The sequence below is a fragment of the Roseovarius salincola genome (genome assembly GCF_026891095.1).
GTDB lineage: Bacteria > Pseudomonadota > Alphaproteobacteria > Rhodobacterales > Rhodobacteraceae > Roseovarius > Roseovarius salincola.
The window spans coordinates 12,608-35,870 of record NZ_JAPTNL010000015.1 but is presented as its reverse complement, the minus strand read 5'-3'; the positions used below and the strand labels follow the sequence as shown (position 1 = coordinate 35,870).

The following is a 23,263-nucleotide window of genomic DNA, read 5'->3' as shown; positions in this document are numbered from 1 at the left end:
GCGTGCAGATTGACAGATGTAGTGTCCTATCGGCTATACCGACGCAACAAAATGCCCCGCGCGCCGCTGACCTCTTGCGCAAGCCGCCGGAAACCAGAGGGTGCAAGGGATCAGTGTGAAGCGCCGCCGCCCTCTCTTCACCGGGTGGAAAGCGGCGCAGGTAAATGTAGCATTCAAGGCAGGGGCAACCGGTGTCGAAGCCAGTCATATATGAATTGAACGGCGTGAGCCTGCCGCATGACGACGCGATCATCACGCCGCAGGTCGCGGCATCCCTGAAGCGCGGCAACTATGAGCGGGCCGAGGTTCTGGCCACGCCGAAGTTTCTGGAACCCGAGGATCGCGTCCTGGAACTGGGGGCGGGGCTTGGTTACATCTCGTCCTATGCCGCCAAGGTCATCGGCGTGTCGCATGTGACCTGTGTCGAGGCGAACCCGAAACTGGCGGAATATATCCGCGGCGTTCATGAAATGCAGGGGCTGGAAAACACCGAGGTGCGCAACTGCGTCGCCCTTCCCGGTGGCGCCGAAATGGCCCCCGACAAGACGATGCCCTTCTATATCCGCGAGCCGTTCTGGTCGTCCTCGCTGGATCCGGGACGCGATGCCATCGCCGTCGAGAATATCGCGCAGGAGTACCTTTCGGACCTGATCGCGGATGCTGGCGCCACCGCCCTGATCGTGGATATCGAAGGCGGCGAGCGCGATATCTTCAAGGGCGGCGATCTGGGATCGGTGCGCAAGATCTATGTCGAGCTGCACACCCGGTATATCCGGCCAAAGGGGATCAAGGCCTGCTTTGATGCGCTGTCGGCGCATGGCTTCTATTACGATCAGCGCGTGTCGCATGGTGGTGTCGTCCTGTTTCGCAAGCTGTGAACGGTCCGGGGCCCGAAAAGAGGAAGACCACGATGGCGCTTTACGATGTCGCAAGCCTCTGGATCGGGGACGAGCTGAGCTGGATGGAGCAGATCTGCCTGATGTCCTTTCTGGAGCATGGGCACCGCACTGTCCTTTATGTCTATGACGATGTGAAATCCGTGCCCGACGGCGTCGAGATCCGCGATGCGCGCGAAGTCATGCCCACCGATCAGATCATCTATCACGTCAACACCGGCAGTCCCGCGTTTCATTCGGACGTGTTTCGCCTCAGAATGCTGGCGCAGACGGATTTTCTGTGGATTGATACCGATGCCTATTGCCTCAAGCCCTTCGAGAAACAGCCGCATGGATTCTTTTACGGATGGGGCACCGACAAGCGGCGGATCATCTGTTCCGGGGTCCTGGGCCTGCCCGATGGTTCCGAAACCCTGCGCGCCATGCTGGAGCTTACGAAGGACGAATACCCCGTTCCCCCCTGGCTTCCCGAGGCGCGGCGGGAAGAGCTGCGCGCGTTGAAAGCGGCCGGAAAAGGCGTGCATATGTCGCTGATGCAATGGGGCATATGCGGCCCCGAGGCGTTGCATTACTTTGCGCATGAAACGGGCGAGGTGGAACATGCGTTTGACGGGGCGGTGCTTTATCCGGTGCCCTTTGCGGGCACGCGTTCCTTTCACCGCCGCCATCTGAAACGAAGCGTGCTGGAGGCGATCGCCGACGAGACGCTGTCGGTGCATTTCTACGGCCGGCGCTTTCGCAACATATTCGCACAGAGCGGCGGCCTGCCGCCCGAAGGATCCTATGCTGACGATCTGTGCAGGCATCACGGGGTGGACCCGGCGCAAACGGCGCATCTTTTCAAACTGAAGGTGCCCGGACAGCCCGGAGAGGAAGCCGGGTGATCCACTGAGCGCGTCGCGCGATCACGGCTTTGAAGGCCCGCGGGGATGGGGTAAGCTTCACAGGCGTTTGGTAAATCAAGCTGCCATCGACCTTAAGGCGGCCAGGAATGGATGTACGTTTACCCATGAACAAGAACAGTCTGGCCGAGGTCAAGAACGGTCTGCGCGCGGTGGAAATCGTGAAGTCGCGATTCAAGAGGCTTCCGCGCGGAGTCATTCAGGTGGGTGCTCATAATGGCCGCGAAGTGCCCAGAATGGCGCGCTCGGGTGTGGAGAAGGCGGTGTTTATCGACCCGCTGCACGAGACGTTCGGCACGCTGAGCGAGCGGGTTGCGGACGTGGACGGCTATGTCGCGATCCAGGCGCTGATCGGCGACGAGGACGGCAAGCAGGTCACCTTCAATGTGTCCAGCAATACCGGGGAATCCTCGAGCTTTCTGGAACCCAGCGGCCATACAGAGATCAAGCCCGATATCCATTTCTCGGAAAAGCGTGAAATGACATTGCGCTCGCTGGACAGTCTGCTGCCGGAGCACGAGATTGAGTCCGATGGCTATGACATGATGTTCATCGACACGCAGGGTGCGGAAAAGCATGTCATCACCGGCGCGCTGAACACCCTGAAATCAATTGATTTCATCTGGGCGGAAGTCAGCATCGGCGGGATCTACGATGGTGATATGCCGCTGTCGCGCTTCGTGATTCTTCTTGAGGCGCTCGGGTTCGAGCTGGGATTTTGCGAATTGAAGCGCTTCGGCTGGGGCGATGCGCTTTTCGTGCGCCGCTCGGTTTTCATCAATCAGGATGACGACAGCGCTCAGGGCTGATCTTCGAGCGCGGCAAGCGATCGTTCAACCCGCGCGCGGAAATCGGACCGGGTCGGGAAGCGTTCGGCATGAAGGGCCAGAAGGGTGCGGGTTCTTTCGGTGCTGTCCGGCGTTCTGGCCACGGCGGAGATCAGGCGCTGCAGCAGTCTGGGGCGTTGCGGGGCAAGGGTGACCATTTCGTCGAGCACTTCGGCTTCGCATTCGGGCAGGTCGGCATGCTGAAGGACATCGGCGATCCGGGCCAGCAGTTTTTCGTCGGATCGCAGGATGTGACGGTTCTGCGCGAACAGCGCGGCCAGTTCCGGGCCTTCGTTCAGCTTGGCCAGCATCCGGGCGGTCGCAAGGATGGCATCTTCGGTCATCGGCCTGCCGTGATATGTGCCGCCGGCCTCGAAGTCGGGAATGTAGCTGACCAGCACGTTGGACATGATCCGGGCCACGATATCCGGCGAGATATGGCGGTAATCGTTGCGCGCCCAGCAGACATCGGGGTTGGCCAGGGTGACTGTCTCGTAGGAGGGGAAGTAATCCACGTCCGGCTTGTCGGCGACGAAGGTCTCGGCTGCCGCGCGCTGCACGGATTTGGAATAGGTGTTGGCCAGCATGACATCCATGTCACGGAAGGTGGAGGCCAGCGGCACGGGCGAAACCGTCAGCAGCATCTTGAGCGGCTTCTTGCGATGCGCCTTGAGAAGCGCGTAGATCCCATCGAGCGCGTCCAGCACATCGTCATAGCCAAGCACCCGGAATTCGAAGCGTTCGGGATCGGCTTTGCAGATGCGCGGCGGCGGCGCAATGTTGAGATAGAGGTCCAGTTCCCTGTCATACCAGGCCTCGACATAACCCAGGGTCAGGATGATGACATCCGCCTGCGCCACCCCGGCCATCGCATCGAGGTAGCGCGCACGCATGTCCATGATATCGGCCAGCGCGAAGGGCAGGCGGACAAGCCCCAGTTGCGGGTCGCAATAAAGCCCGTCACCCAGCGGGTAGATGATTTTCTCACCCGGGAAGCTGTCGCGTTCCAGTGCCCATCTCATCTCGTTCAGGATGGAATGCGCGGTATACTTGTTGAGAAAGGTAGACGCCTTGCCGACAGACTCGCCGATCGGGCCAAGATCCGGTTCGCGGCTGAGCACGGTCATGCCGGCACGGTGCAGCGCCCCTTCGATATTGCGCGCAAAGCAGGAGCCGATGGCGAATACGCTGTCCTTCCTGCCGATGGTGAAGCCGGGGGAGACGGCGGGATCGGCCAGTGGATAGAGGCGCTCGCCGTCGATTTCGGGCGAGGGGTAGCGGCGCAGCTTGTTCTTTCGCGCCGCGTCGAAGGCATCGGTGGATGTGGCGCTGTGGATCGCGCTGTTACGGGCCGGACGGGACGATTTCTTTTTCGCCATGGGGAACCCCGAGCCTTTCTGCGTTCTGCGCCTTCATACCGGCAAGGCCGGGGTGGCCCTACCGTTTCTCCATCAGCACCATTGACGAACTGGGGCGTGTATCGTCCAGGATCGTGATGCGGCCCAGCCGTGCCAGTTCGGCGAGTTCTTCAAACCGCTTACGCATATTGAGGATGACCGCGCCGTTCTTCGTGATCTGCTGATCGAAGAATGCGCCATAGGTTGAAACGGGGAAATGAAACCCGCAAGATAACAGGCTGATGGCAAGATTGACCTTGCGCAGCTTTGACAGCGGATCATGAAGCGGGTTCAGCGTGGTGATCGCCGCGCTGTCGACCCCGTTGGCCTCGAGAAAGGCGCGGGCCTTGGAGAGATCGGCATATGCCGCCCCCTCGTCCTGAAAGCCGAAATGGCGGTGCTCGTTCTGTTCGGTGTCGATCAGCACGATTTCAGCGCCGGTCGCGCGATGGATCAGCAGATCGACCAGCCCGTAACCGCAACCGATATCGGCGACACGTCTGGGCGCGAGACGATCCAGTGCCGGGCGCATCACCCCGAACTCGGAGTCAATGACCGTGAATGCGCGTTCGGCGATCTCGGGGCCGAGCCGATCCACCTGTTCCTCGAGCGGAGCGCTGTTGCCCCTCATCCAGGCTCTGATCAGGCGCCCCGATCGCGGGACGTCGTGAAGCACCTCGGATCGCTGCAGGATAAGGTTGAGTAAATCGCCCCTCGAGAACATCGAGAAGTCCATCTTCCCGCTGCTCTTCGCTTTCGCTTTCTTGACTGCCACGCGCCCACAAACTCCAAACTCAGCACTCTTTTTTCGCGCAAAAACACGCATGGGTCAGTGCTTTCTGAAAAAAGAGTATGCGCGGCCCCTGATCCAGTCAACGAAGGGCGCGGCCCGGACATGGAAGTTGCACCCGAGTGATGAAAGCCCGCCACAAACGCACGCGCCGCAGCGGTTTGAACGCTGCCTCAGTGGTCTTTCTGCGTAACCCGGTCGCGCGTTTCCAGCTTGTTCTCACGCAGCCAGGCGCGAAAGCCGGTCCAGTCCGGGCGCGCCTTGAGATCCTCGATCTTGGCGCGGTGCCAGTCGCAGGCGCGCTCATGCAGCATGGAGAGCACCGGATCGGCCAGCAGCGCCTCGAGCATCGGGCGTGCGCGGTCGGCATGGGGCAGGATCGATTCATCGCGGTCACGGTTGACGTTCATGTCCGACCAATAGTGTTCGGCCTGTTCCACGGCGATGTGGTTGGTGCGGCCGCGATCGCGTTTGACCAGGAAACTTTCGAGCGAGCGGACCGAATAATGGTTCAGCCGCGCGTGTTCATGGCTGAAGCCCTCCCAGGCGCGCCATCCCACCTGCTCCATCGGCCGCAGGTTGCCGCCGCAATCGGACCAGCGGACATCCCTGGCCGCATCCTCGGGAATGACCTTGGGGCGGTGAGGGTTGAAGCGGTTGAACACGCCATTGTTGCGAAACAGGGTCTTGAAGCCGATGGCGCGGCCATTGGCGGGGTCGTCCTCTGCATCGGCCAGAAGGAACTGCCGCGTCACCGGCGTGTCGCTATAGGCCTCGACGCCGCCGCAGCCAAACAGTTTCCAGGTCAAGGAAATCGCGTCGCAATCGCCGATCCGCGCGAACAGGTCATCGAGCGTTTCAAGCCCGCCGCGCAGGTTGATGAATTCGTCCACGTCCATGCATATCAGCCATTCGGCCTGGCGCACCCAAGGATGAAAGACCGAGCGGCGCAGCGCCTTGTGCTGGGGCGGCGAGCCATCCGAGACGGGGTTGGGCCGGTGACTGCAGTAACCCAGTTCGTCAAGCCGATCCGCCATGAGGTCGGTGCCGTCGTCGCAGTCATTGGTAAAGATCACGACGCCGGAAAAGCCGATGGTCAGGTTATGGGCGATCCATTCCAGCAGGAATGGCCCCTCGTTCTTCATCGTGGTCATGATGACATGCGGCCCGCCGCAGGCGGGCGCGATGGGGAAGGGCGTGTTCGCGGCGGTCATTCGGCAGCCTGTCGTTTGAGTTTGCGGAAGGCCGGGGCGACACGGCGGGCAAGCGCCGCGTGACCGCGTTCGACCAGGTTGGTTTCCAGCGACTTGCGATACCAAGGCAGCAGACGGCGTTCGCGAAAGAGGGTGTAGAACACGGCAGGTGTCAGCGTGTCATCGAGCGCGTGCTGCATCACCGGCTTGAGCAGGTTGGCGCGGCGCAGGAAAACCGGCGAGAAATGCCCCGAGAACCAGGTTTTGAGCGGAATCACGTTGTCGCCTTCCAGACGCTCCACATGGCGACGGTCCGGTTCGAAGAACGGATCGTAGAACACGAAAGCCTTTTCGATATCGTCGATCTCGAAGGCGCAGTCGCTATGGGGAAGCGACCAATCGCGCCGCCGGCCGACGAGAAAACGCTCTTCCCAAGGCACGAGGGATTCATCGAGCGTGGTCTGTGGGCTGAAGCTGATGATCGTGGCGCCGGGGGCGAGCGAGGCAAAGGCCAGCGCCGCGAAACCGCCCATCGAGGTGCCGGTCATGAATACCTTGCCGAACTGCTGGAAGAACCCTTCGGCGGACAGTTTCTCGAGGTAGGCGATCAGTTGCGGGTCGCGATACCAGTCTTTGCGGCGCGCCATGATTGACAGATGCGAGCAGTCGTTGGAGCGCAGGAAATTATAGGCCCAGGGTTCGCGCTCGGGTGACAGGTCGTTGACGTTCGAGAGGTTGTCGAAGGTCACGACAAGGCGGGCATCGTCGCGGCGGATGCAGGCGACCGCGTGGTGTTTGAGGCGGGTGTAGAAGCCTTCCCTGTCGCCGCCGGTGTGGATTTCGGCAAACCACGGCGGCAGGGCCGGCGTGCCTGTCGCGGGCGTGTCCGTGCCGGGCAGGGCACCAGCGTCGGCGGGTTGCGGGGCTGTTTCGGGCTTTTCGGCGCGGGGCAGCTTGGGCGGCGCGGGCGCGTCCTGCTCCCTGGCGGCTGCCAGGAGGCGGCCGATATCCGAGGGATCGGCGCGCAGCGCGTCAAGCCGGGCGACCTCGCGCGCGCAAAGATCGGCCTGCGCCTTGGCAACGCCGGGCAGGGCCATCAGCGCTTCGGTTTCGCGCATGATCGCATCGGCCCGCGCCGAAAGGCCGGGATCGGGTTCGCGCATGGCGGCCAGCCTGTCGAGCTCGGCCGCCAGCGTCTCGGCGTCGGGCTGTTTTCTTTCGGGCAGGGATGCGATGCGCAGCAGGAAGGTTTCCACCGAGGGCGCGGGCAGTGTCAGGATCGCGGCCTTGGCGGCTCCGATCGCGCCGGGGGTCTCGTTCCAGGTCAGGCGGCTGAAGGGTTCGGGCATCTCGGCCCCGTCGCCATTGACCCATTTGGGTGAGCCGCCGCCCTGCATGGGGCCGGTGGGCAGTTCGGGGCTGCGCGCGCCGAAAAGCCCCAGTCGCACAACGCTGCGCAGCGCGCAGCCCGCGGCGGTGCCGGAGGGAACTGGCGCGCGCTGCGTCGCCGTATGCAGCACCGGGCCGGGCGCATGCGCGATCCGGTCGCCGGGGCCGAAGACATGCACCGGCGCGCTGAGAACATCGGCGCCGCCGCAGGCCCGCATCAGCGATTGCACGGTCTGCGCGCGGCTGTTGATCCGGAAATAGTCGTCCTGCGAAAGACAGAGCCCGTAGCCGCCAGTTTCCCCGGCCTCCAGCGCGGCAAAGCGCAAGGCGGTGTTGCGCGGCTCCTCCAGGATATCGGGGTCGCTGGGAACGGGGTGCAGAATGATTGCCCCGGCGGCGGCCAGAACATCCAGCAAGGGGGTGTTCCCGGCCGTCTTCTCATCGGTGAAGATGTGGACGTGACTGGCCCCGATCACCCGGTGCCAGGCAAGCCATTCCAGAAAATCCGAGCGTTCATCACGCAGAAAACACCCAAGGAACAATTTGGGACTGGATGTCATGTACTCGATTACCTCTTCGCGTCTGCCCGGATGGGGGGAGCGCTTGTCACTGTTTCCATCCAGTGTATAAATTTTCATGCAGTCGGGAAAGGTTGATTTATGTCGGAATGCGAATGCCCGCAGCGGGGGCTCTTCATCGGAATGAGGAAGGACCAGCTGGGCGCGCGTCTGTTGATGATGCTCAACAGTATCCGGCTGGCCGAGGATTACGGCACCGATTTCCGCATCAACTGGTTTCCGCGCGGGGCGATGGCGCCCAAGCTCGACACGCCTGCGGACCTGTTCAACGAGGCTTTCATCGCGCGGCATTTCATCGAGAACGACGCCTTCGAGGCGCTGGACGATGTGACGCGCCCGATCTGGAGTTTTCTCAACGATCCCGGCCCCGAGAAGCTGGAGGCGCATCTGGCGGGGGGTGGTCATGTGCTTCTGGACGAGGGGTTCGAGATCGTCGCGTTCCCATGGGAGGACGCAGGCGATCTGCGCGGAAGGTTCCGGGGGTTCATCGCCAAGATCGGGTTCAACCCGGTCGTGCGCGACCATATCGCCACAATCGAGGCCGCGATGAACCGGGATGGCGGTCGCACCATCGCCTATCACATCCGGCGCGGCGACATCCTCAACGAGGACCCCTGGAAGCACAAGGAATGGCCCGCCAAGATCGAGCCGGATGAACTCTACTCGGCTTACCTCGAAAAGAACCCCGATGCCGGGGCGCTGGTGTTCTCGGATCAGGCCGAAAGCATCGAGCGGTTCACCAAGGCGCATCCCAAGGTGGGCAGTATCGACAAGCTGGCGGACCTGTCGCAATGCAAGCCGGTGCAGCGCGACTTCCTGGAGCTTTTCGCGATGTCGCGCGCGTCCGAGATTGTGGCGCCGCCAATCAGCGCCTTCAGCCGCGCCGCCGCGCGCCTGAGCGGACAGGAGCGCAAGTGCTTTCACGAAGTGATGACCCTTGAGGAACGCGAAAGCGCCTATGAAAAGGTGTTCGAGCGCTTTCAGGGCGGGCCGGGGGCTTTCATTACGCCAAGCGAGGCGGCGCATGTCTACGTCAAGCTGGTGCGCCGGCTGCAAGAGCAGAACCGCGATCAGGAGGCATGGGATATCGGTCAGGCGATTCTGGACGCGGGCGCGGATAATGCGTTCATGCCGCTGATGCATGCGATCAACGGGCTTTATCTGAGCAAATGGGACGAGGCGCTCAAGCATGTGGAGCGCGCGCTGGCCGATCCCAGGCAATGGCAGGAGAACTACATCACCGGGCTGGTGGTGCGCGCGCATGTTCTGGGCGCGCTTGGAAAACGCACCGGCGCGCGCCAGTCGTTCCTGCGCGCCTTCTGGCAAAAGCCCACCCTGCCCGATGTGCTGGTGATCGGCTCGTTCATGATCAAGCGCCGGCGGCTGCGCCCGGGGCGGGTGCTGCCCTTTGACCGCGATACGCTGCTGTTGCTGCCAATGCGCTATCAGCAGACCAATATCGCCCTGCAACAGAACAAGATCCTGCGCCGCCGCGCCGCCGACCTTTCGGTGATCGCGATCGAATGGCCCTGGTTCGCGATGGATGGCAAGACCAGCCGCCTGTTGAACGCGCCCGAAGAGCTGGAACAGATGCGCGCGCGCCTTGAAGCACATGAAAGCTGCGTTCCGGGCAGCCTGCCGTTCAGTTTCTGCGCGCTGCTCGATGCACGGATGGGCAAGCTGGATGCAGCGCTCACGCGCAACAGCGAGGCGCTGTCACATGCGCCCGACGTGGCGCTGCTGCACAAACGGCAGGCCGAGATCCTGATGATGCAGGGCGCGCATGACGCGGCCCTGACCGAAATCGAGCGCTGCATGGAACTCGCGCCGGATCATGCCTTCTGGCATTTCCTGAAGGGGCTGATCCTGCAAGGGGCCGGGGACGGCAAGGGCGCGCGCGCCTGTTACGAGACCGCCTCCGATATGGATGACAGCACCGCAGAGTTGCACGCGCATCTGGCCGAGTTCTGCCGCGATGCGGGCGATCACGCGGGTGCGGTCGCCGCGCTGGAACGCGCCGCTGCGATCGCGCCGAACCAGCAGCGCTATCGCAACCGGCGAGACCGGCTGCTTAAGAAAAGGCAAGCCTGAAAAAGCCCGGACGGGCGGCTGAAGCCGCCCGTCCGGTGGCAAGGCGCGGGGCCTTACTTGGGCATGATGACGCCGTCAATCACGTGGATCACGCCGTTGGATGCCTCGATATCGGCCTGCACCACGCTGGCGCCGTCAACGGTGACGCCGCCCTCGGTCATGATGGTGACTTCGCTGCCTTCGACGGTCGCGGCCATCATGTTGTTGCTCAGATCGCCCGACATCACCTTGCCCGGCACCACATGATAGGTGAGGATCGCGGTCAGCTGATCCTTGTTCTCGGGCTTGAGCAGGTCTTCGACGGTGCCTTCCGGCAGCGCGGCGAAGGCCTCGTCGGTCGGGGCGAACACGGTGAAAGGCCCTTCGCCCTTCAGCGTCTCGACAAGACCGGCGGCCTGAACGGCGGCCACGAGGGTTTCGAAGCTGCCGGCATCCACGGCGGTGTCGACGATATCCATCTTGCCGTGACCGTCGGCCAGGGCGGGGCCTGCCATCAGGGTGGCCGCGGTCAGGGCGAGGTAGGTTCTGCGAAACATGTTTGTTCCTCCTTTGCATGTCGTCTTGGCAATGCCGTCATCGACATTACGGGACTGCTACGGGGGATATTGGTGGCTGGTTCAGCGGGGGTTTCCGCCGATCCGGCTTGACGTGAAAGGCGCGCGGCCTAAGCCACGCGCCCTTCATGTTTCCAGTCAAACTCTTGTGATCCTGCGCGAGGCGACGTGATCTATTCCATGCCGATCGCAGTGCGCACGATCCCATCCAGCAGCGCCTGCACCTTTTGCATTTCGCCCTCGGGGAAGGCGCGGAAACCGATTATCACCTCGCCCGGGGTATCGGCGCGTTCGGCGATGAAGATGGCATAGGGGCAAAAGGCGATGTTCATCATGTCCGCCTCCATCACCTCGCGCGAGACGATGGCCGAGCAGAAGGTGTAGGCATCGGCATTGGCGTAAAGTTCCACATCCGAGCCCACATCGGCGCGGGTGCGCTCCAGCATGTCGCCCACATGACTGACATGGTCGATCACCAGCCCTTCGTTGACGATCGCGGTTTCGAGGCCGAAGGCCACGTCCTCGAATGGCTGTTCGGTGGTATAGCTGACCACGCCCTGCGCGGCGGCGGTTTGTGCGGCGACGATCAGTGCGGCGGCGAGTGTCCAGAGTCTCATGATTGGTATCCTCCCAAGGTCTTGCGGTCAGGTAGCGACCGGCTTGCGTGCCGAAGACCTTACGATGTCACATTGCTGCTGCCTATGATGCAAATCAATCGCCAAAGGACGCGGCAGGGCGACGAACCGCCACGCGGCCCCGGCAGGCGGCGCTTGCATAAGGCCCGGAGAGGTTGCATACCAATCCCGGATTTTCCTTTCGCCGCGTCCGGTGGCCGGGTGACGCGGACAATGCGGCGTCACCAGGGCCGGGCCGCGCAAGGACAGGCATCTGTAAGCGGTAACGATTCATGCGAAAGGAGACACCGGGGACATGACCAAGCGCGCGCTGATCACCGGGATCACGGGGCAGGACGGCTCTTATCTGGCCGAATTCCTGCTTGAGAAAGGCTATGAGGTCCACGGTATCAAGCGCCGTGCCTCGTCCTTCAACACGCAGCGGATCGACGGGATCTACCAGGACCCGCATGACAGCAACCCGCAGATGTTCCTGCATTACGGCGATCTGACCGATACGTCGAACCTGACGCGCATCCTGCGCGCGGTCGAACCCGACGAGGTTTATAACCTTGGCGCGCAATCGCATGTGGCGGTCAGTTTCGAGGCGCCCGAATATACCGCCGATGTGGATGCCATCGGCACCTTGCGGATGCTCGAGGCGATCCGCTTTCTGGGGCTGGAGAAGAAAACGCGTTTCTACCAGGCCTCGACATCGGAACTGTTCGGCAAGGTCGCCGAAAGCCCGCAGACCGAAGCCACGCCGTTCCATCCGCGCAGCCCCTATGGTGTCGCCAAGCTATACGCTTACTGGATCACGGTGAATTACCGTGAGGCCTATGGGCTTTATGCCTGCAACGGCATTCTTTTCAACCACGAGAGCCCCCGGCGCGGCGAGACCTTCGTGACGCGCAAGGTGACGCGCGGCTTGGCCAATATCGCGCAGGGGCTGGAGACGTGCCTTTACATGGGCAATATCGATGCGCTGCGCGACTGGGGCCACGCCAAGGATTACGTGCGCATGCAGTGGATGATGCTGCAACAGGACGAGGCCGAGGATTTCGTGATCGCCACCGGCCAGCAGTATTCGGTGCGCGATTTCATCACCTGGGCGGCCGCCGATCTGGGGATCACGCTGGAGTTTTCGGGCGAGGGCGTGGGCGAGGTGGCAACGGTCGCCGCCATCAGTGGCGACATGGCTCCGGCGGTCAGCGAGGGCGACGTGATCGTGCGGATCGACCCGAAGTATTTCCGCCCCGCCGAGGTCGAGACCCTGCTGGGCGATGCCGGCATGGCCAGGGACAAGCTGGGCTGGGTGCCCGAGATCAGCGCGCGCGAGATGTGCGCCGAGATGGTGGCCGAAGATCTGGCAACGGCGCGGCGTCATGCCTTTCTCAAGGCGAATGGCTATGATTTGCCGGTGTCCCTGGAAAACTGAGCGCGCGGGGTGGCGGGGATGAGATACTATATCGCCGGGCATCGCGGCATGGTGGGGGGCGCGATCATGCGCCACCTCGAGGCGCGCGCGGCGAAGGGCGAGGCGATCGAGCTGATCACCCGCACCCATGCCGAGCTGGACCTGACCGATCAGGGCGCGGTGCGCGCCTTCATGCAGGATGCGCGCCCCGATGTGGTGATTCTGGCAGCCGCCAGGGTGGGCGGCATCCATGCCAATGACACCTACCCCGCCGATTTCATCCGCGACAACCTGATGATCGAATGCAACGTGATCCACGAGGCTTACGGCGCGGGTGTGCGTCGCCTGTTGCAGCTGGGATCGTCCTGCATCTATCCGCGCGACGCCGCGCAGCCGATGGCGGAAGACGCGCTGCTGACCGGGCCGCTGGAATCCACCAACGAACCCTACGCCATCGCCAAGATCGCCGGGATCAAGCTTTGCGAAAGTTACAACCGGCAGCACGGTGTCGATTACCGCAGCGTGATGCCAACCAATCTTTACGGTCCCGGCGACAATTTCCACCCCGAGAACAGCCATGTGCTGCCCGCGCTTATGCGCCGCTTTCACGAGGCGCGCGAAGACGGGCGCGACGAGGTGGTGATCTGGGGCAGCGGCACGCCGCGGCGCGAATTCCTGCATGTGGATGACATGGCCGAGGCCTCGCTTTTCGTGCTCGACCTGGACGAGGCGACCTACGGCGCCAATACCAGCCCGATGCTGAGCCATATCAATGTCGGCTTCGGTGAGGATGTCAGCATCCTGGAACTGGCGCGGATGATCGCCCGCGTCACCGGCTTTGACGGGCGCATCACCTGCGATCCTTCCAGGCCCGACGGCACGCCGCGCAAGCTGATGGATGTCACGCGTCTTTCCGCGATGGGCTGGCGTGCGCGTATCGGTCTGGAACAGGGCCTGCGCGAGACCTACGCATGGTTCCTTGACGCCCGCGCCAAGGGTGATGTGCGGGGCTGATCCCTGCATACGGATGTATGCCCGGTTTCCGGTTGTAGCCTTGCGCGGAAGGGGTATTTTCGCGCCAGATCAAGCCCGCGCGCGCCCGCGCCCATCCAACGGAGATCCGGCCAAATGAATTACGCGATGAGCGCCTTGCAGATTCTGGCGTTGCTGTTTGTACTGGTTCTGGGCGTCGCCATGGCGCTGGCGCTGGCCTTCTATATCCTCGACAAGACCCAGACCGGCGACGCGATCCGCCGGAACTATCCGGTGATCGGACGGTTCAGGGGGCTGTTCAGCAAGCTGGGCGAATTTTTCCGGCAGTATTTCTTTGCGATGGACCGCGAGGAGATGCCGTTCAACCGCGCGCAACGCGACTGGGTCTATCATGCGGGCAAGGGCAAGGGGAACACGGTGGCCTTCGGCTCGACCCGCAACCTGTCGATCCCCGGCACACCGATCTTCGTCAATGCCTGTTTTCCGCCGCTCGATGACCAGTTCGCCACCACCGCCCCGATGGAGATCGGGCCGACGGCGGCCGTGCCCTATCGCGCGCGGTCGATCTTCAACATCTCGGGCATGAGCTATGGGGCGATCTCGCGCCCGGCGGTCGAGGCGCTAAGCCGGGGGGCGGCAAGGGCGGGTATCTGGCTCAATACCGGCGAAGGCGGGCTGTCGCCGTTTCACCTCAAGGGCGGCTGCGATCTGGTCTATCAGATCGGCACGGCCAAATACGGCGTCTGCGACAGCCACGGCAATCTTGACGACGAGAAGCTGCGGGCGATGGGCGCCAACCCCTATGTGAAGATGTTCGAGCTCAAGCTGGCACAAGGCGCGAAGCCCGGCAAAGGCGGCATCCTGCCCGGAGAAAAGGTGAATGCCGAGATCGCCATGATCCGTGGCATCCCCGAGGGCAAGGACAGCATCTCTCCCAACCGCCACCGCGAGATCAACGATTTCGCCGAACTACTGGACACGATCGCGCATATAAGGAAGGTCTCGGGCAAGCCCTGCGGTTTCAAGACGGTGATCGGCTCTTCGGATGCCTGGACCGAGATGTTCGAGCTGATCAACGAGCGTGGCCCCGACAGCGCACCCGATTTCATCGCCGTGGATGGCGGCGAGGGCGGCACAGGTGCTGCGCCGATGCCGCTGATCGATCTGGTGGGCATGCCGATCCGCGAGGCGCTGCCGCGCATGGTGGACCTGCGCGACCGCCACGGTCTGAAAGAGCGAATCCCGATCATCGCCAGCGGCAAGCTGGTCAACCCGTCGGACGTGGCCTGGGCGTTGTGTGCGGGGGCGGATTTCGTGACATCGGCGCGCGGCTTCATGTTCGCGCTGGGCTGTATCCAGGCGCTCAAGTGCAATCGCAACACCTGCCCCACCGGGATCACCACCCACGATCCGCGCCTGCAGGCCGGTCTGGTGGTCGAGGACAAGTTCCAGAAGGTCGCCCATTACGCGCGCTCGGTGATCAGCGAGGTCGAGACCATCGCCCATTCCGTCGGCGTGGCCGAACCGCGCCTGATGCGGCGGCGCCATGTGCGGATCGTGCAGGCCGATGGCACCTCGATTCCGTTCAACAAGATCCGGCCAAGTTACAACGCGACCACGCCAATGTGACGGGGTTTGCGGGGGGCCGGGGCGTGACCGGCGGCGGGGCCTCTCTATATAGAGATATGTGGACCACCCTTAGGAGACCCGCAGATGGCCTATCGCTGGAAGAACGACCTGAGCGCGCGCGACGTGACCCCCGAGCCGGTTTTCCTGAACCGCCGGCAATGGATGGCAGGGATGGCCGGCATGGCCGGAGGCGTGGCGCTGGCCGGGATCGGCGGGCGCGCCCGCGCCGCGGGAGAGGGTGAGGGCCTTGAGCCCAACAGCTGGGAAGACATCACCACCTACAATAACTATTACGAGTTCGGCACCGGCAAGGACGACCCCCATAAATATGCCGACCGCCTGAGCATTGCCCCCTGGAGCGTGCAGATCGACGGATTGGTCGACAGGCCCGGCGCCTATGACTTCGATGACATCATGGCCCGTATGACCATCGAGGAGCGGATCTATCGCTTTCGCTGTGTCGAGGCCTGGTCGATGGTGATTCCGTGGAACGGTTTCGAGCTGGGCGATCTGCTGGACATGGCCGGGGTGCAGCCGGGCGCGAAATACGTCGCCTTCGAGACGGTGCTGGACAAGGAGGCGATGCCGGGCACGCGCTATCCGGTGCTGGACTGGCCCTATGTGGAGGGGCTGCGCCTTGACGAGGCGATGCATCCGCTGACCATCATGGCGACAGGCATCTACGGGCGCGACATTCCCAAGCAGAACGGCGCGCCGCTCAGATTGGTGGTGCCGTGGAAATACGGCTTCAAGTCGATCAAATCGGTGGTGCGCATCACGCTCACTGATTCCGAGCCGCCGACAAGCTGGAACAAGGCCAACCCGCGCGAATACGGTTTCTACAGCAATGTGAATCCCGAGGTGGATCATCCCCGCTGGAGCCAGGCCACCGAGCGCCGGGTCGGCGGCGGAATCTTTTCGCCCCGCATCGGGACGCTGATGTTCAACGGCTATGGCGAGGACGTGGCCGGGCTTTATGACGGCATGGATCTGACCCGGTTCTTCTGATGATCGCGGCGCGCATCAACGCCCTTGCGCGGCGGGTCCCCGCAGCGGCCCTATATATACTGTGCGCGCTGCCGGTGCCGGTGCTCTTCTATATGGGCGCGACCGGGGGGCTTGGCCCCGAGCCGATCAAGGCGCTGGAACAGGAGCTGGGCAAGATCGCGCTTCAGCTTCTGGTGGCGGGGCTGGCGATCACGCCGCTGCGGCGCATCGCGGGCATCAATCTGTTGAAGTTCCGCCGCGCGCTGGGCCTGATGGCGTTCTTTCATGTGGTGGTGCATCTTCTGGTCTGGGCGGTGCTGGATGTGCAGATCGTGGCGCAGATCTGGGCCGACATTCTCAAGCGGCCCTATGTGACGGTGGGCATGGCGGCGTTCGTGCTGATGATTCCCCTGGCGCTGACTTCGAATGACCGGGCGCTGCGCTGGCTCGGGGCGCGCTGGCGGGTGCTGCACCGGCTGACCTATGGGATCGCGGTGCTGGGTGCGATTCACTTTCTTTGGCTGACCAAGGGCTTTCAGATTGAGCCGCTGGCCTATCTGGCGGCGATTCTGGGGTTGCTGGCGCTGCGGATTCGCCGCCTGCCCATGAAAAAGGCACTTGGTCAGGGGTCGTGACCGCGTTTTCGGCGCGAATCCGATCCTGTCCCCGGCGCGATTCACCCGATGCACGGCTGAATCGGGGGTGTGATCCGGGCTCGGAGGGGAAAATTCCGGGAAATTTCGAGTCGGGCGAGGAGATTCCCGCGCGATTCACCCCCTGAATCGCGACGAGTCGCCGGGTTTGCGGCAACGCGACCGGCGAGTCTTGGGGATAAGCCTGTGGATAACGCTATATGTTGCGCGCGGCCCTGCGGCGGGCGGGGAACAAAATTGCGCCAGAGCACCTGTTATTGAAATTAGACGCATCTAACCCCATGTTTTCATGAGAAAAACCGGAAACATCAAAAAAAGATGACGTTTCCCGAAAAAAGGGGTTGCAGGGTTCGGCGGCAAACCGTAAATACCCCCTCACCGGCGGCGCTGAGGCGCACAACGGGACGCCAGACGGAACGACGGAGCGACGCTCCAGAGGGAAGCGAGGCAAAAATACTTGAGGTAAGTGACGCAGGTTGCGCCAAACGATTTAGGCGCTTCGTGTTGATTTTGTCTCTACGCTCTTTGAAATCGCAAGTATCTGAAGAGATATGTGGGCGGTTTGGTTCTTTCGATGGATCAAATCCTGCATATCAACTACCTAGGGCCCCGCGCTTCGCAACGGACCCGATGATGGATAGTCAGCTTCACTGTTTGAACGGCAACGTTTCCTTGGAAACGATGTACATCAAACAGATGACTTCATCGGCCCTGCCGGGTCGATGAGATGTGCAGAGGTTCGAACGTCAAGGATAAGCTGGCAACAGCTTTTCAACTTGAGAGTTTGATCCTGGCTCAGAACGAACGCTGGCGGCAGGCCTAACACATGCAAGTCGAACGAGACCTTCGGGTCTAGTGGCGGACGGGTTAGTAACGCGTGGGAACGTGCCTTTCACTACGGAATAGTCCTGGGAAACTGGGTTTAATACCGTATACGCCCTTCGGGGGAAAGAATTTCGGTGAAAGATCGGCCCGCGTTAGATTAGGTAGTTGGTGGGGTAATGGCCTACCAAGCCTACGATCTATAGCTGGTTTTAGAGGATGATCAGCAACACTGGGACTGAGACACGGCCCAGACTCCTACGGGAGGCAGCAGTGGGGAATCTTGGACAATGGGCGCAAGCCTGATCCAGCCATGCCGCGTGAGTGATGAAGGCCTTAGGGTCGTAAAGCTCTTTCGCCAGGGATGATAATGACAGTACCTGGTAAAGAAACCCCGGCTAACTCCGTGCCAGCAGCCGCGGTAATACGGAGGGGGTTAGCGTTGTTCGGAATTACTGGGCGTAAAGCGCACGTAGGCGGATTGGAAAGTTGGGGGTGAAATCCCAGGGCTCAACCCTGGAACTGCCTCCAAAACTACCAGTCTAGAGTTCGAGAGAGGTGAGTGGAATTCCGAGTGTAGAGGTGAAATTCGTAGATATTCGGAGGAACACCAGTGGCGAAGGCGGCTCACTGGCTCGATACTGACGCTGAGGTGCGAAAGTGTGGGGAGCAAACAGGATTAGATACCCTGGTAGTCCACACCGTAAACGATGAATGCCAGTCGTCGGGTAGCATGCTATTCGGTGACACACCTAACGGATTAAGCATTCCGCCTGGGGAGTACGGTCGCAAGATTAAAACTCAAAGGAATTGACGGGGGCCCGCACAAGCGGTGGAGCATGTGGTTTAATTCGAAGCAACGCGCAGAACCTTACCAACCCTTGACATCCTGATCGCGGTTACGAGAGATCGTTTCCTTCAGTTCGGCTGGATCAGTGACAGGTGCTGCATGGCTGTCGTCAGCTCGTGTCGTGAGATGTTCGGTTAAGTCCGGCAACGAGCGCAACCCACATCCCTAGTTGCCAGCAGTTCGGCTGGGCACTCTATGGAAACTGCCCGTGATAAGCGGGAGGAAGGTGTGGATGACGTCAAGTCCTCATGGCCCTTACGGGTTGGGCTACACACGTGCTACAATGGCAGTGACAATGGGTTAATCCCAAAAAACTGTCTCAGTTCGGATTGGGGTCTGCAACTCGACCCCATGAAGTCGGAATCGCTAGTAATCGCGTAACAGCATGACGCGGTGAATACGTTCCCGGGCCTTGTACACACCGCCCGTCACACCATGGGAGTTGGGTTTACCCGAAGGCGGTGCGCCAACCTTTCGAGGGGGCAGCCGACCACGGTAAGCTCAGCGACTGGGGTGAAGTCGTAACAAGGTAGCCGTAGGGGAACCTGCGGCTGGATCACCTCCTTTCTAAGGATGATCCTGGCAGATTGGTTCGCCAATCTCGTGGATCACTTAGCAAGATCGGTCAGTCAGACCGGTCATCATCAGACGGACCAGGCCGTCCTCATATCTCTTCAGACCAAGGATTTCAGGCCCGCCGGCCTGTTTGGGTCGGTAGCTCAGGTGGTTAGAGCGCACGCCTGATAAGCGTGAGGTCGGAGGTTCAAGTCCTCCTCGACCCACCATTCATCCAGGGCAATGACCTGGGTCTTATGGGGCCTTAGCTCAGCTGGGAGAGCGCCTGATTTGCATTCAGGAGGTCAGGAGTTCGATCCTCCTAGGCTCCACCATCCTTCGATTTGACCGTTAAGCGCCATCTGGCGTTTTGCCGTCCAATCGGACGAATTTGACATCGTTAAGAGAGATACAAATATCAACACTGTTTGATGCTCGTAAGTACGCGAACATCTCAGTTTGGTGCCCAAGGCCCTCGGGCCGAAGGCGAGCGTATGACGCGGCTGCTTCCTCAACCGCCCATGCGTATGCCAGCTGAAACGAACAGAGTTGTCCAAGTCAAGTACACTAACCAATGTCCCGGAGCGATCCGGGGCGGGAAAGTATGACTTTTGGTTCAGGATAAAGGCGTGTCAACTGACCAGCTGACATGCCGCGGCGGATGCAAGTCTGTCTTTTTCTGGATCAAATCAAGCGCGAGAAGGGCGTTTGGTGGATGCCTTGGCAGTAAGAGGCGATGAAGGACGTGATACTCTGCGATAAGCCATGAGGAGCTGAGAATAAGCTTTGATCCATGGATTTCCGAATGGGGCAACCCACCTGACAGTTCTCTATTGTTAGCTCTGCTATCAATAGAAAGCTGAAACAGGTACTTATAACCTGAATACATAGGGTTATAAGAGCAAACCCGGAGAACTGAAACATCTAAGTACCCGGAGGAAAGGACATCAATTGATACTCCCCTAGTAGCGGCGAGCGAACGGGGACTAGCCGAGCCTTGAGAGTGACCAGAACATGCTGGGAAGCATGGCCATAGCGGGTGACAGCCCCGTATGGGAAGCTCGATAGGACGTATTAAGTAGGGCGGGACACGTGAAATCCTGTCTGAAGATCGGAGGACCACCTTCGAAGGCTAAGTACTCCTTACTGACCGATAGCGAACCAGTACCGTGAGGGAAAGGTGAAAAGCACCCCGACGAGGGGAGTGAAACAGTACCTGAAACCGAACGCCTACAATCAGTCGGAGCTTGACTGGACTCTAATGACAATCTGCTGCATCAACGTGATCAACGCATCACGGAGGACAGCATGTCGGATCTTGCATTTGTTACGGACGGCACCATTGCGGTGATCGGTCTCATCGTCGGTCTGATCGACATGGGCGCCAATCATTGCACAAACAATGGCTGCCTGGCCAAAAGCGAGGTCCAGCCCTATACGGGGCTTTCACTTGGGGAAACGGTTTTCCAGGAAAATTCGGTTGGCGAGGAATTCGCCATCCGCAGGGAAACCCGGCATGCATATGGCCCGTTCCAGATGATCTACGGCCTGTCCGCTTCGTCGGACAAGGAGATCTTCGGCGGCGCCGGCTATGCCTACACGCTCAGCAACGCCCGTGAGAACCTGTTCTTGCAGTTTCACGCGATGGCCGGCCTTTATGATGAAGGCGATGGCGTCGATCTCGGCGGTCCGATCCAGTTCAGATCGGGCATCGAAGTCGGCTACCAGGCCCGTAACGGCGTGCGGATGAGCCTTGGTGTGGACCACCGCTCCAACGCGGGGATCTACAGCACGAACCCCGGACTCGAGACCGTGCATTTCCGGGTCTCGATCCCGACCAAATGATTGTTATTAGTGTCCAGTCTTGTGACGGCGTACCTTTTGTATAATGGGTCATCGACTTGGTCTATCTAGCAAGCTTAAGCCGTTAGGTGTAGGCGCAGCGAAAGCGAGTCTTAATAGGGCGAATGAGTTAGATGGATCAGACCCGAAACCGAGTGATCTAGGCATGACCAGGCTGAAGGTAAGGTAACACTTACTGGAGGGCCGAACCCACACCTGTTGAAAAAGGTCGGGATGAGTTGTGCCTAGGGGTGAAAGGCCAATCAAACTCGGAGATAGCTGGTTCTCTGCGAAATCTATTTAGGTAGAGCGTCATCCGAATACCCTCGGGGGTAGAGCACTGGATGGGTAATGGGGCCCCACAGGCTTACTGATCCTAACCAAACTCCGAATACCGAGGAGTACTAGATGGCAGACACACTGCGGATGCTAACGTCCGTAGTGGAGAGGGAAACAACCCTGACCTACAGCTAAGGCCCCTAATTCATGGCTAAGTGGGAAAGCAGGTGGGACGACCAAAACAACCAGGAGGTTGGCTTAGAAGCAGCCATCCTTTAAAGATAGCGTAACAGCTCACTGGTCTAAATAAGTTGTCCTGCGGCGAAGATGTAACGGGGCTCAAGCCATGAGCCGAAGCTTAGGAGTGCGTATGCACTGGTAGCAGAGCGTAGTGTGACATAGTTCCATTCCTCCTTAGCGCCTTCGGGCGTGTTGGAGGAGAGGAGCTTTCGATGAAGCCGGGGCGTGAGCCATCCGGTGGAGAGATCACTAGTGAGAATGATGACATGAGTAGCGACAAACAGGGTGAGAGGCCCTGTCGCCGAAAGTCCAAGGGTTCCTGCTTAAAGCTAATCTGAGCAGGGTAAGCCGACCCCTAAGGCGAGGCCGAAAGGCGTAGTCGATGGGAACCAGGTTAATATTCCTGGGCCAGATGGAAGTGACGGATCTCGAGGGTTGTTCGTTCTTATCGGATTGAACGGGCCGCTTAGAGGTTCCTGGAAATAGCTCCATCGCTAGATCGTACCCTAAACCGACACAGGTGGACTGGTAGAGAATACCAAGGCGCTTGAGAGAACGATGTTGAAGGAACTCGGCAAAATACCTCCGTAAGTTCGCGAGAAGGAGGCCCAGTTTCTACGCAAGTATTGGCTGGGGGCACAAACCAGGGGGTGGCGACTGTTTACTAAAAACACAGGGCTCTGCGAAGTCGCAAGACGACGTATAGGGTCTGACGCCTGCCCGGTGCCTGAAGGTTAAAAGGAGGGGTGAGAGCTCTGAATTGAAGCCCAGGTAAACGGCGGCCGTAACTATAACGGTCCTAAGGTAGCGAAATTCCTTGTCGGGTAAGTTCCGACCTGCACGAATGGCGTAACGACTTCCCCGCTGTCTCCAACATCGACTCAGCGAAATTGAATTGCCTGTCAAGATGCAGGCTTCCCGCGGTTAGACGGAAAGACCCCGTGCACCTTTACTACAGCTTCGCACTGGCATCAGGATTGTGATGTGCAGGATAGGTGGTAGGCTTTGAAGCAGGAACGCTAGTTCTTGTGGAGCCTCCCTTGAGATACCACCCTTCGCACTCTTGATGTCTAACCGCGGTCCGTTATCCGGATCCGGGACCCTGCGTGGCGGGTAGTTTGACTGGGGCGGTCGCCTCCTAAAGCGTAACGGAGGCGCGCGAAGGTTGGCTCAGAGCGGTCGGAAATCGCTCGTTGAGTGCAATGGCAGAAGCCAGCCTGACTGCAAGACTGACAAGTCGAGCAGAGTCGAAAGACGGCCATAGTGATCCGGTGGTCCCGAGTGGAAGGGCCATCGCTCAACGGATAAAAGGTACGCCGGGGATAACAGGCTGATACTGCCCAAGAGTCCATATCGACGGCAGTGTTTGGCACCTCGATGTCGGCTCATCTCATCCTGGGGCTGGAGCAGGTCCCAAGGGTACGGCTGTTCGCCGTTTAAAGAGGTACGTGAGCTGGGTTTAGAACGTCGTGAGACAGTTCGGTCCCTATCTGCCGTGGGTGTAGGATACTTGAGAGGAGTTGCCCCTAGTACGAGAGGACCGGGGTGAACGATCCACTGGTGGACCTGTTGTTGCGCCAGCAGCAGTGCAGGGTAGCTATGATCGGAAAGGATAACCGCTGAAGGCATCTAAGCGGGAAGCCCCCCTCAAAACAAGGTATCCCTGAGGGCCGTGGTAGACCACCACGTCGATAGGCCGGAGATGTAAGCGCAGCAATGCGTTCAGTTGACCGGTACTAATTGCCCGATAGGCTTGATTTGATCC

Annotated in this window: 15 protein-coding genes, 2 tRNA genes and 2 rRNA genes; 13 read left to right on the top strand and 6 right to left on the bottom strand. The window is 60.6% G+C overall.

Annotation, left to right across the window (positions count from 1 at the left end):
- The first annotated feature begins 191 nt into the window (after positions 1–191).
- From N5A93_RS15050 to N5A93_RS15040, 3 genes are all read left to right on the top strand, one after another.
- Positions 192–878: an FkbM family methyltransferase gene (locus N5A93_RS15050; protein ID WP_268955920.1), complete on the top strand. Its 687-nt coding sequence runs from the start codon at positions 192–194 to the stop codon at positions 876–878.
- Between the two features lie 32 nt (positions 879–910).
- Entirely contained in the window at positions 911–1,780 is an 870-nt protein-coding gene (locus N5A93_RS15045; protein WP_268955919.1) for a hypothetical protein, read from the top strand.
- Between the two features lie 125 nt (positions 1,781–1,905).
- Entirely contained in the window at positions 1,906–2,607 is a 702-nt protein-coding gene (locus N5A93_RS15040) for an FkbM family methyltransferase (protein WP_268955918.1), read from the top strand.
- Here N5A93_RS15040 and N5A93_RS15035 read toward each other — a convergent pair.
- From N5A93_RS15035 to N5A93_RS15020, 4 genes are all read right to left on the bottom strand, one after another.
- A complete protein-coding gene (locus tag N5A93_RS15035; protein ID WP_268955917.1) occupies positions 2,598–4,004 on the bottom strand; it encodes a GSCFA domain-containing protein in 1,407 nt (468 codons plus the stop codon). The two genes, N5A93_RS15040 and N5A93_RS15035, sit on opposite strands and share 10 nt — an antisense overlap.
- Positions 4,005–4,062: 58 nt before the next feature.
- A complete protein-coding gene (locus N5A93_RS15030; RefSeq protein WP_268955916.1) occupies positions 4,063–4,653 on the bottom strand; it encodes a class I SAM-dependent methyltransferase in 591 nt (196 codons plus the stop codon).
- A gap of 332 nt (positions 4,654–4,985) precedes the next feature.
- The gene (locus N5A93_RS15025) at positions 4,986–6,026 is read right to left on the bottom strand and encodes a glycosyltransferase family 2 protein (RefSeq protein WP_268955915.1); all 1,041 of its coding nucleotides are present in this window, start codon (positions 6,024–6,026) and stop codon (positions 4,986–4,988) included.
- Entirely contained in the window at positions 6,023–8,032 is a 2,010-nt protein-coding gene (locus tag N5A93_RS15020) for a hypothetical protein (RefSeq protein WP_268955914.1), read from the bottom strand. Before N5A93_RS15020 ends, N5A93_RS15025 begins: the two co-directional genes overlap by 4 nt.
- A 63-nt stretch (positions 8,033–8,095) precedes the next feature.
- Here N5A93_RS15020 and N5A93_RS15015 point away from each other — a divergent pair, with 63 nt between their 5' ends.
- Positions 8,096–10,063 carry a tetratricopeptide repeat protein gene (locus N5A93_RS15015; RefSeq protein WP_268955913.1) on the top strand — a complete coding sequence of 656 codons (1,968 nt, stop codon included), beginning with the start codon at positions 8,096–8,098 and terminating at the stop codon, positions 10,061–10,063.
- Positions 10,064–10,116: 53 nt separating this feature from the next.
- Here the strand turns inward: N5A93_RS15015 and N5A93_RS15010 are convergent, their stop codons facing one another.
- Positions 10,117–10,599 (bottom strand): fasciclin domain-containing protein, encoded by a 483-nt coding sequence (locus N5A93_RS15010; protein WP_268955912.1) that lies wholly within the window; start codon positions 10,597–10,599, stop codon positions 10,117–10,119.
- Positions 10,600–10,790: 191 nt separating this feature from the next.
- Complete coding sequence (locus tag N5A93_RS15005) at positions 10,791–11,234, bottom strand: DUF302 domain-containing protein (protein WP_268955911.1); 444 nt, start codon at positions 11,232–11,234, stop codon at positions 10,791–10,793.
- A 313-nt stretch (positions 11,235–11,547) separates the two neighbouring features.
- Between N5A93_RS15005 and gmd the strand changes: the two genes are divergently transcribed.
- The 9 genes from gmd (at position 11,548) to N5A93_RS14960 (ending at position 23,259) form a co-directional block, all read left to right on the top strand.
- Complete coding sequence (gene gmd, locus N5A93_RS15000; RefSeq protein ID WP_268955910.1) at positions 11,548–12,669, top strand: GDP-mannose 4,6-dehydratase; 1,122 nt, start codon at positions 11,548–11,550, stop codon at positions 12,667–12,669.
- Positions 12,670–12,687: 18 nt separating this feature from the next.
- Complete coding sequence (gene fcl, locus N5A93_RS14995) at positions 12,688–13,662, top strand: GDP-L-fucose synthase (protein WP_328406870.1); 975 nt, start codon at positions 12,688–12,690, stop codon at positions 13,660–13,662.
- Between the two features lie 114 nt (positions 13,663–13,776).
- The gene (locus N5A93_RS14990) at positions 13,777–15,270 is read left to right on the top strand and encodes an FMN-binding glutamate synthase family protein (protein WP_268955908.1); all 1,494 of its coding nucleotides are present in this window, start codon (positions 13,777–13,779) and stop codon (positions 15,268–15,270) included.
- An 84-nt stretch (positions 15,271–15,354) separates the two neighbouring features.
- A complete protein-coding gene (msrP, locus tag N5A93_RS14985) occupies positions 15,355–16,278 on the top strand; it encodes a protein-methionine-sulfoxide reductase catalytic subunit MsrP (RefSeq protein WP_268955907.1) in 924 nt (307 codons plus the stop codon).
- Complete coding sequence (gene msrQ / locus N5A93_RS14980) at positions 16,278–16,892, top strand: protein-methionine-sulfoxide reductase heme-binding subunit MsrQ (protein ID WP_268955906.1); 615 nt, start codon at positions 16,278–16,280, stop codon at positions 16,890–16,892. Before msrP ends, msrQ begins: the two co-directional genes overlap by 1 nt.
- A gap of 790 nt (positions 16,893–17,682) precedes the next feature.
- Positions 17,683–19,149: ribosomal RNA gene (locus tag N5A93_RS14975) — 16S ribosomal RNA — on the top strand.
- Positions 19,150–19,290: 141 nt separating this feature from the next.
- A tRNA-Ile gene (locus N5A93_RS14970) sits at positions 19,291–19,367 on the top strand.
- A 29-nt stretch (positions 19,368–19,396) separates the two neighbouring features.
- A tRNA-Ala gene (locus tag N5A93_RS14965) sits at positions 19,397–19,472 on the top strand.
- A 352-nt stretch (positions 19,473–19,824) separates the two neighbouring features.
- Positions 19,825–23,259: ribosomal RNA gene (locus tag N5A93_RS14960) — 23S ribosomal RNA — on the top strand.
- Together the 16S and 23S rRNA genes with 2 tRNA genes alongside form the textbook arrangement of a ribosomal RNA operon.
- The last annotated feature ends 4 nt before the right edge of the window (positions 23,260–23,263 follow it).

Bases quoted from the DNA above. Each gene is read 5' to 3' on its own strand.
- N5A93_RS15045 (WP_268955919.1), top strand. From the start codon at position 911: ATGGCGCTTTACGATGTCGCAAGCCTCTGGATCGGGGACGAGCTGAGC.
- N5A93_RS15040 (WP_268955918.1), top strand. From the start codon at position 1,906: ATGAACAAGAACAGTCTGGCCGAGGTCAAGAACGGTCTGCGCGCGGTG.
- N5A93_RS15035 (WP_268955917.1), bottom strand. From the start codon at position 4,004: ATGGCGAAAAAGAAATCGTCCCGTCCGGCCCGTAACAGCGCGATCCAC.
- N5A93_RS15030 (WP_268955916.1), bottom strand. From the start codon at position 4,653: ATGAGGGGCAACAGCGCTCCGCTCGAGGAACAGGTGGATCGGCTCGGC.
- N5A93_RS15025 (WP_268955915.1), bottom strand. From the start codon at position 6,026: ATGACCGCCGCGAACACGCCCTTCCCCATCGCGCCCGCCTGCGGCGGG.
- N5A93_RS15020 (WP_268955914.1), bottom strand. From the start codon at position 8,032: ATGAAAATTTATACACTGGATGGAAACAGTGACAAGCGCTCCCCCCAT.
- N5A93_RS15015 (WP_268955913.1), top strand. From the start codon at position 8,096: ATGAGGAAGGACCAGCTGGGCGCGCGTCTGTTGATGATGCTCAACAGT.
- N5A93_RS15010 (WP_268955912.1), bottom strand. From the start codon at position 10,599: ATGTTTCGCAGAACCTACCTCGCCCTGACCGCGGCCACCCTGATGGCA.
- N5A93_RS15005 (WP_268955911.1), bottom strand. From the start codon at position 11,234: ATGAGACTCTGGACACTCGCCGCCGCACTGATCGTCGCCGCACAAACC.
- gmd (WP_268955910.1), top strand. From the start codon at position 11,548: ATGACCAAGCGCGCGCTGATCACCGGGATCACGGGGCAGGACGGCTCT.
- fcl (WP_328406870.1), top strand. From the start codon at position 12,688: ATGAGATACTATATCGCCGGGCATCGCGGCATGGTGGGGGGCGCGATC.
- N5A93_RS14990 (WP_268955908.1), top strand. From the start codon at position 13,777: ATGAATTACGCGATGAGCGCCTTGCAGATTCTGGCGTTGCTGTTTGTA.
- msrP (WP_268955907.1), top strand. From the start codon at position 15,355: ATGGCCTATCGCTGGAAGAACGACCTGAGCGCGCGCGACGTGACCCCC.
- msrQ (WP_268955906.1), top strand. From the start codon at position 16,278: ATGATCGCGGCGCGCATCAACGCCCTTGCGCGGCGGGTCCCCGCAGCG.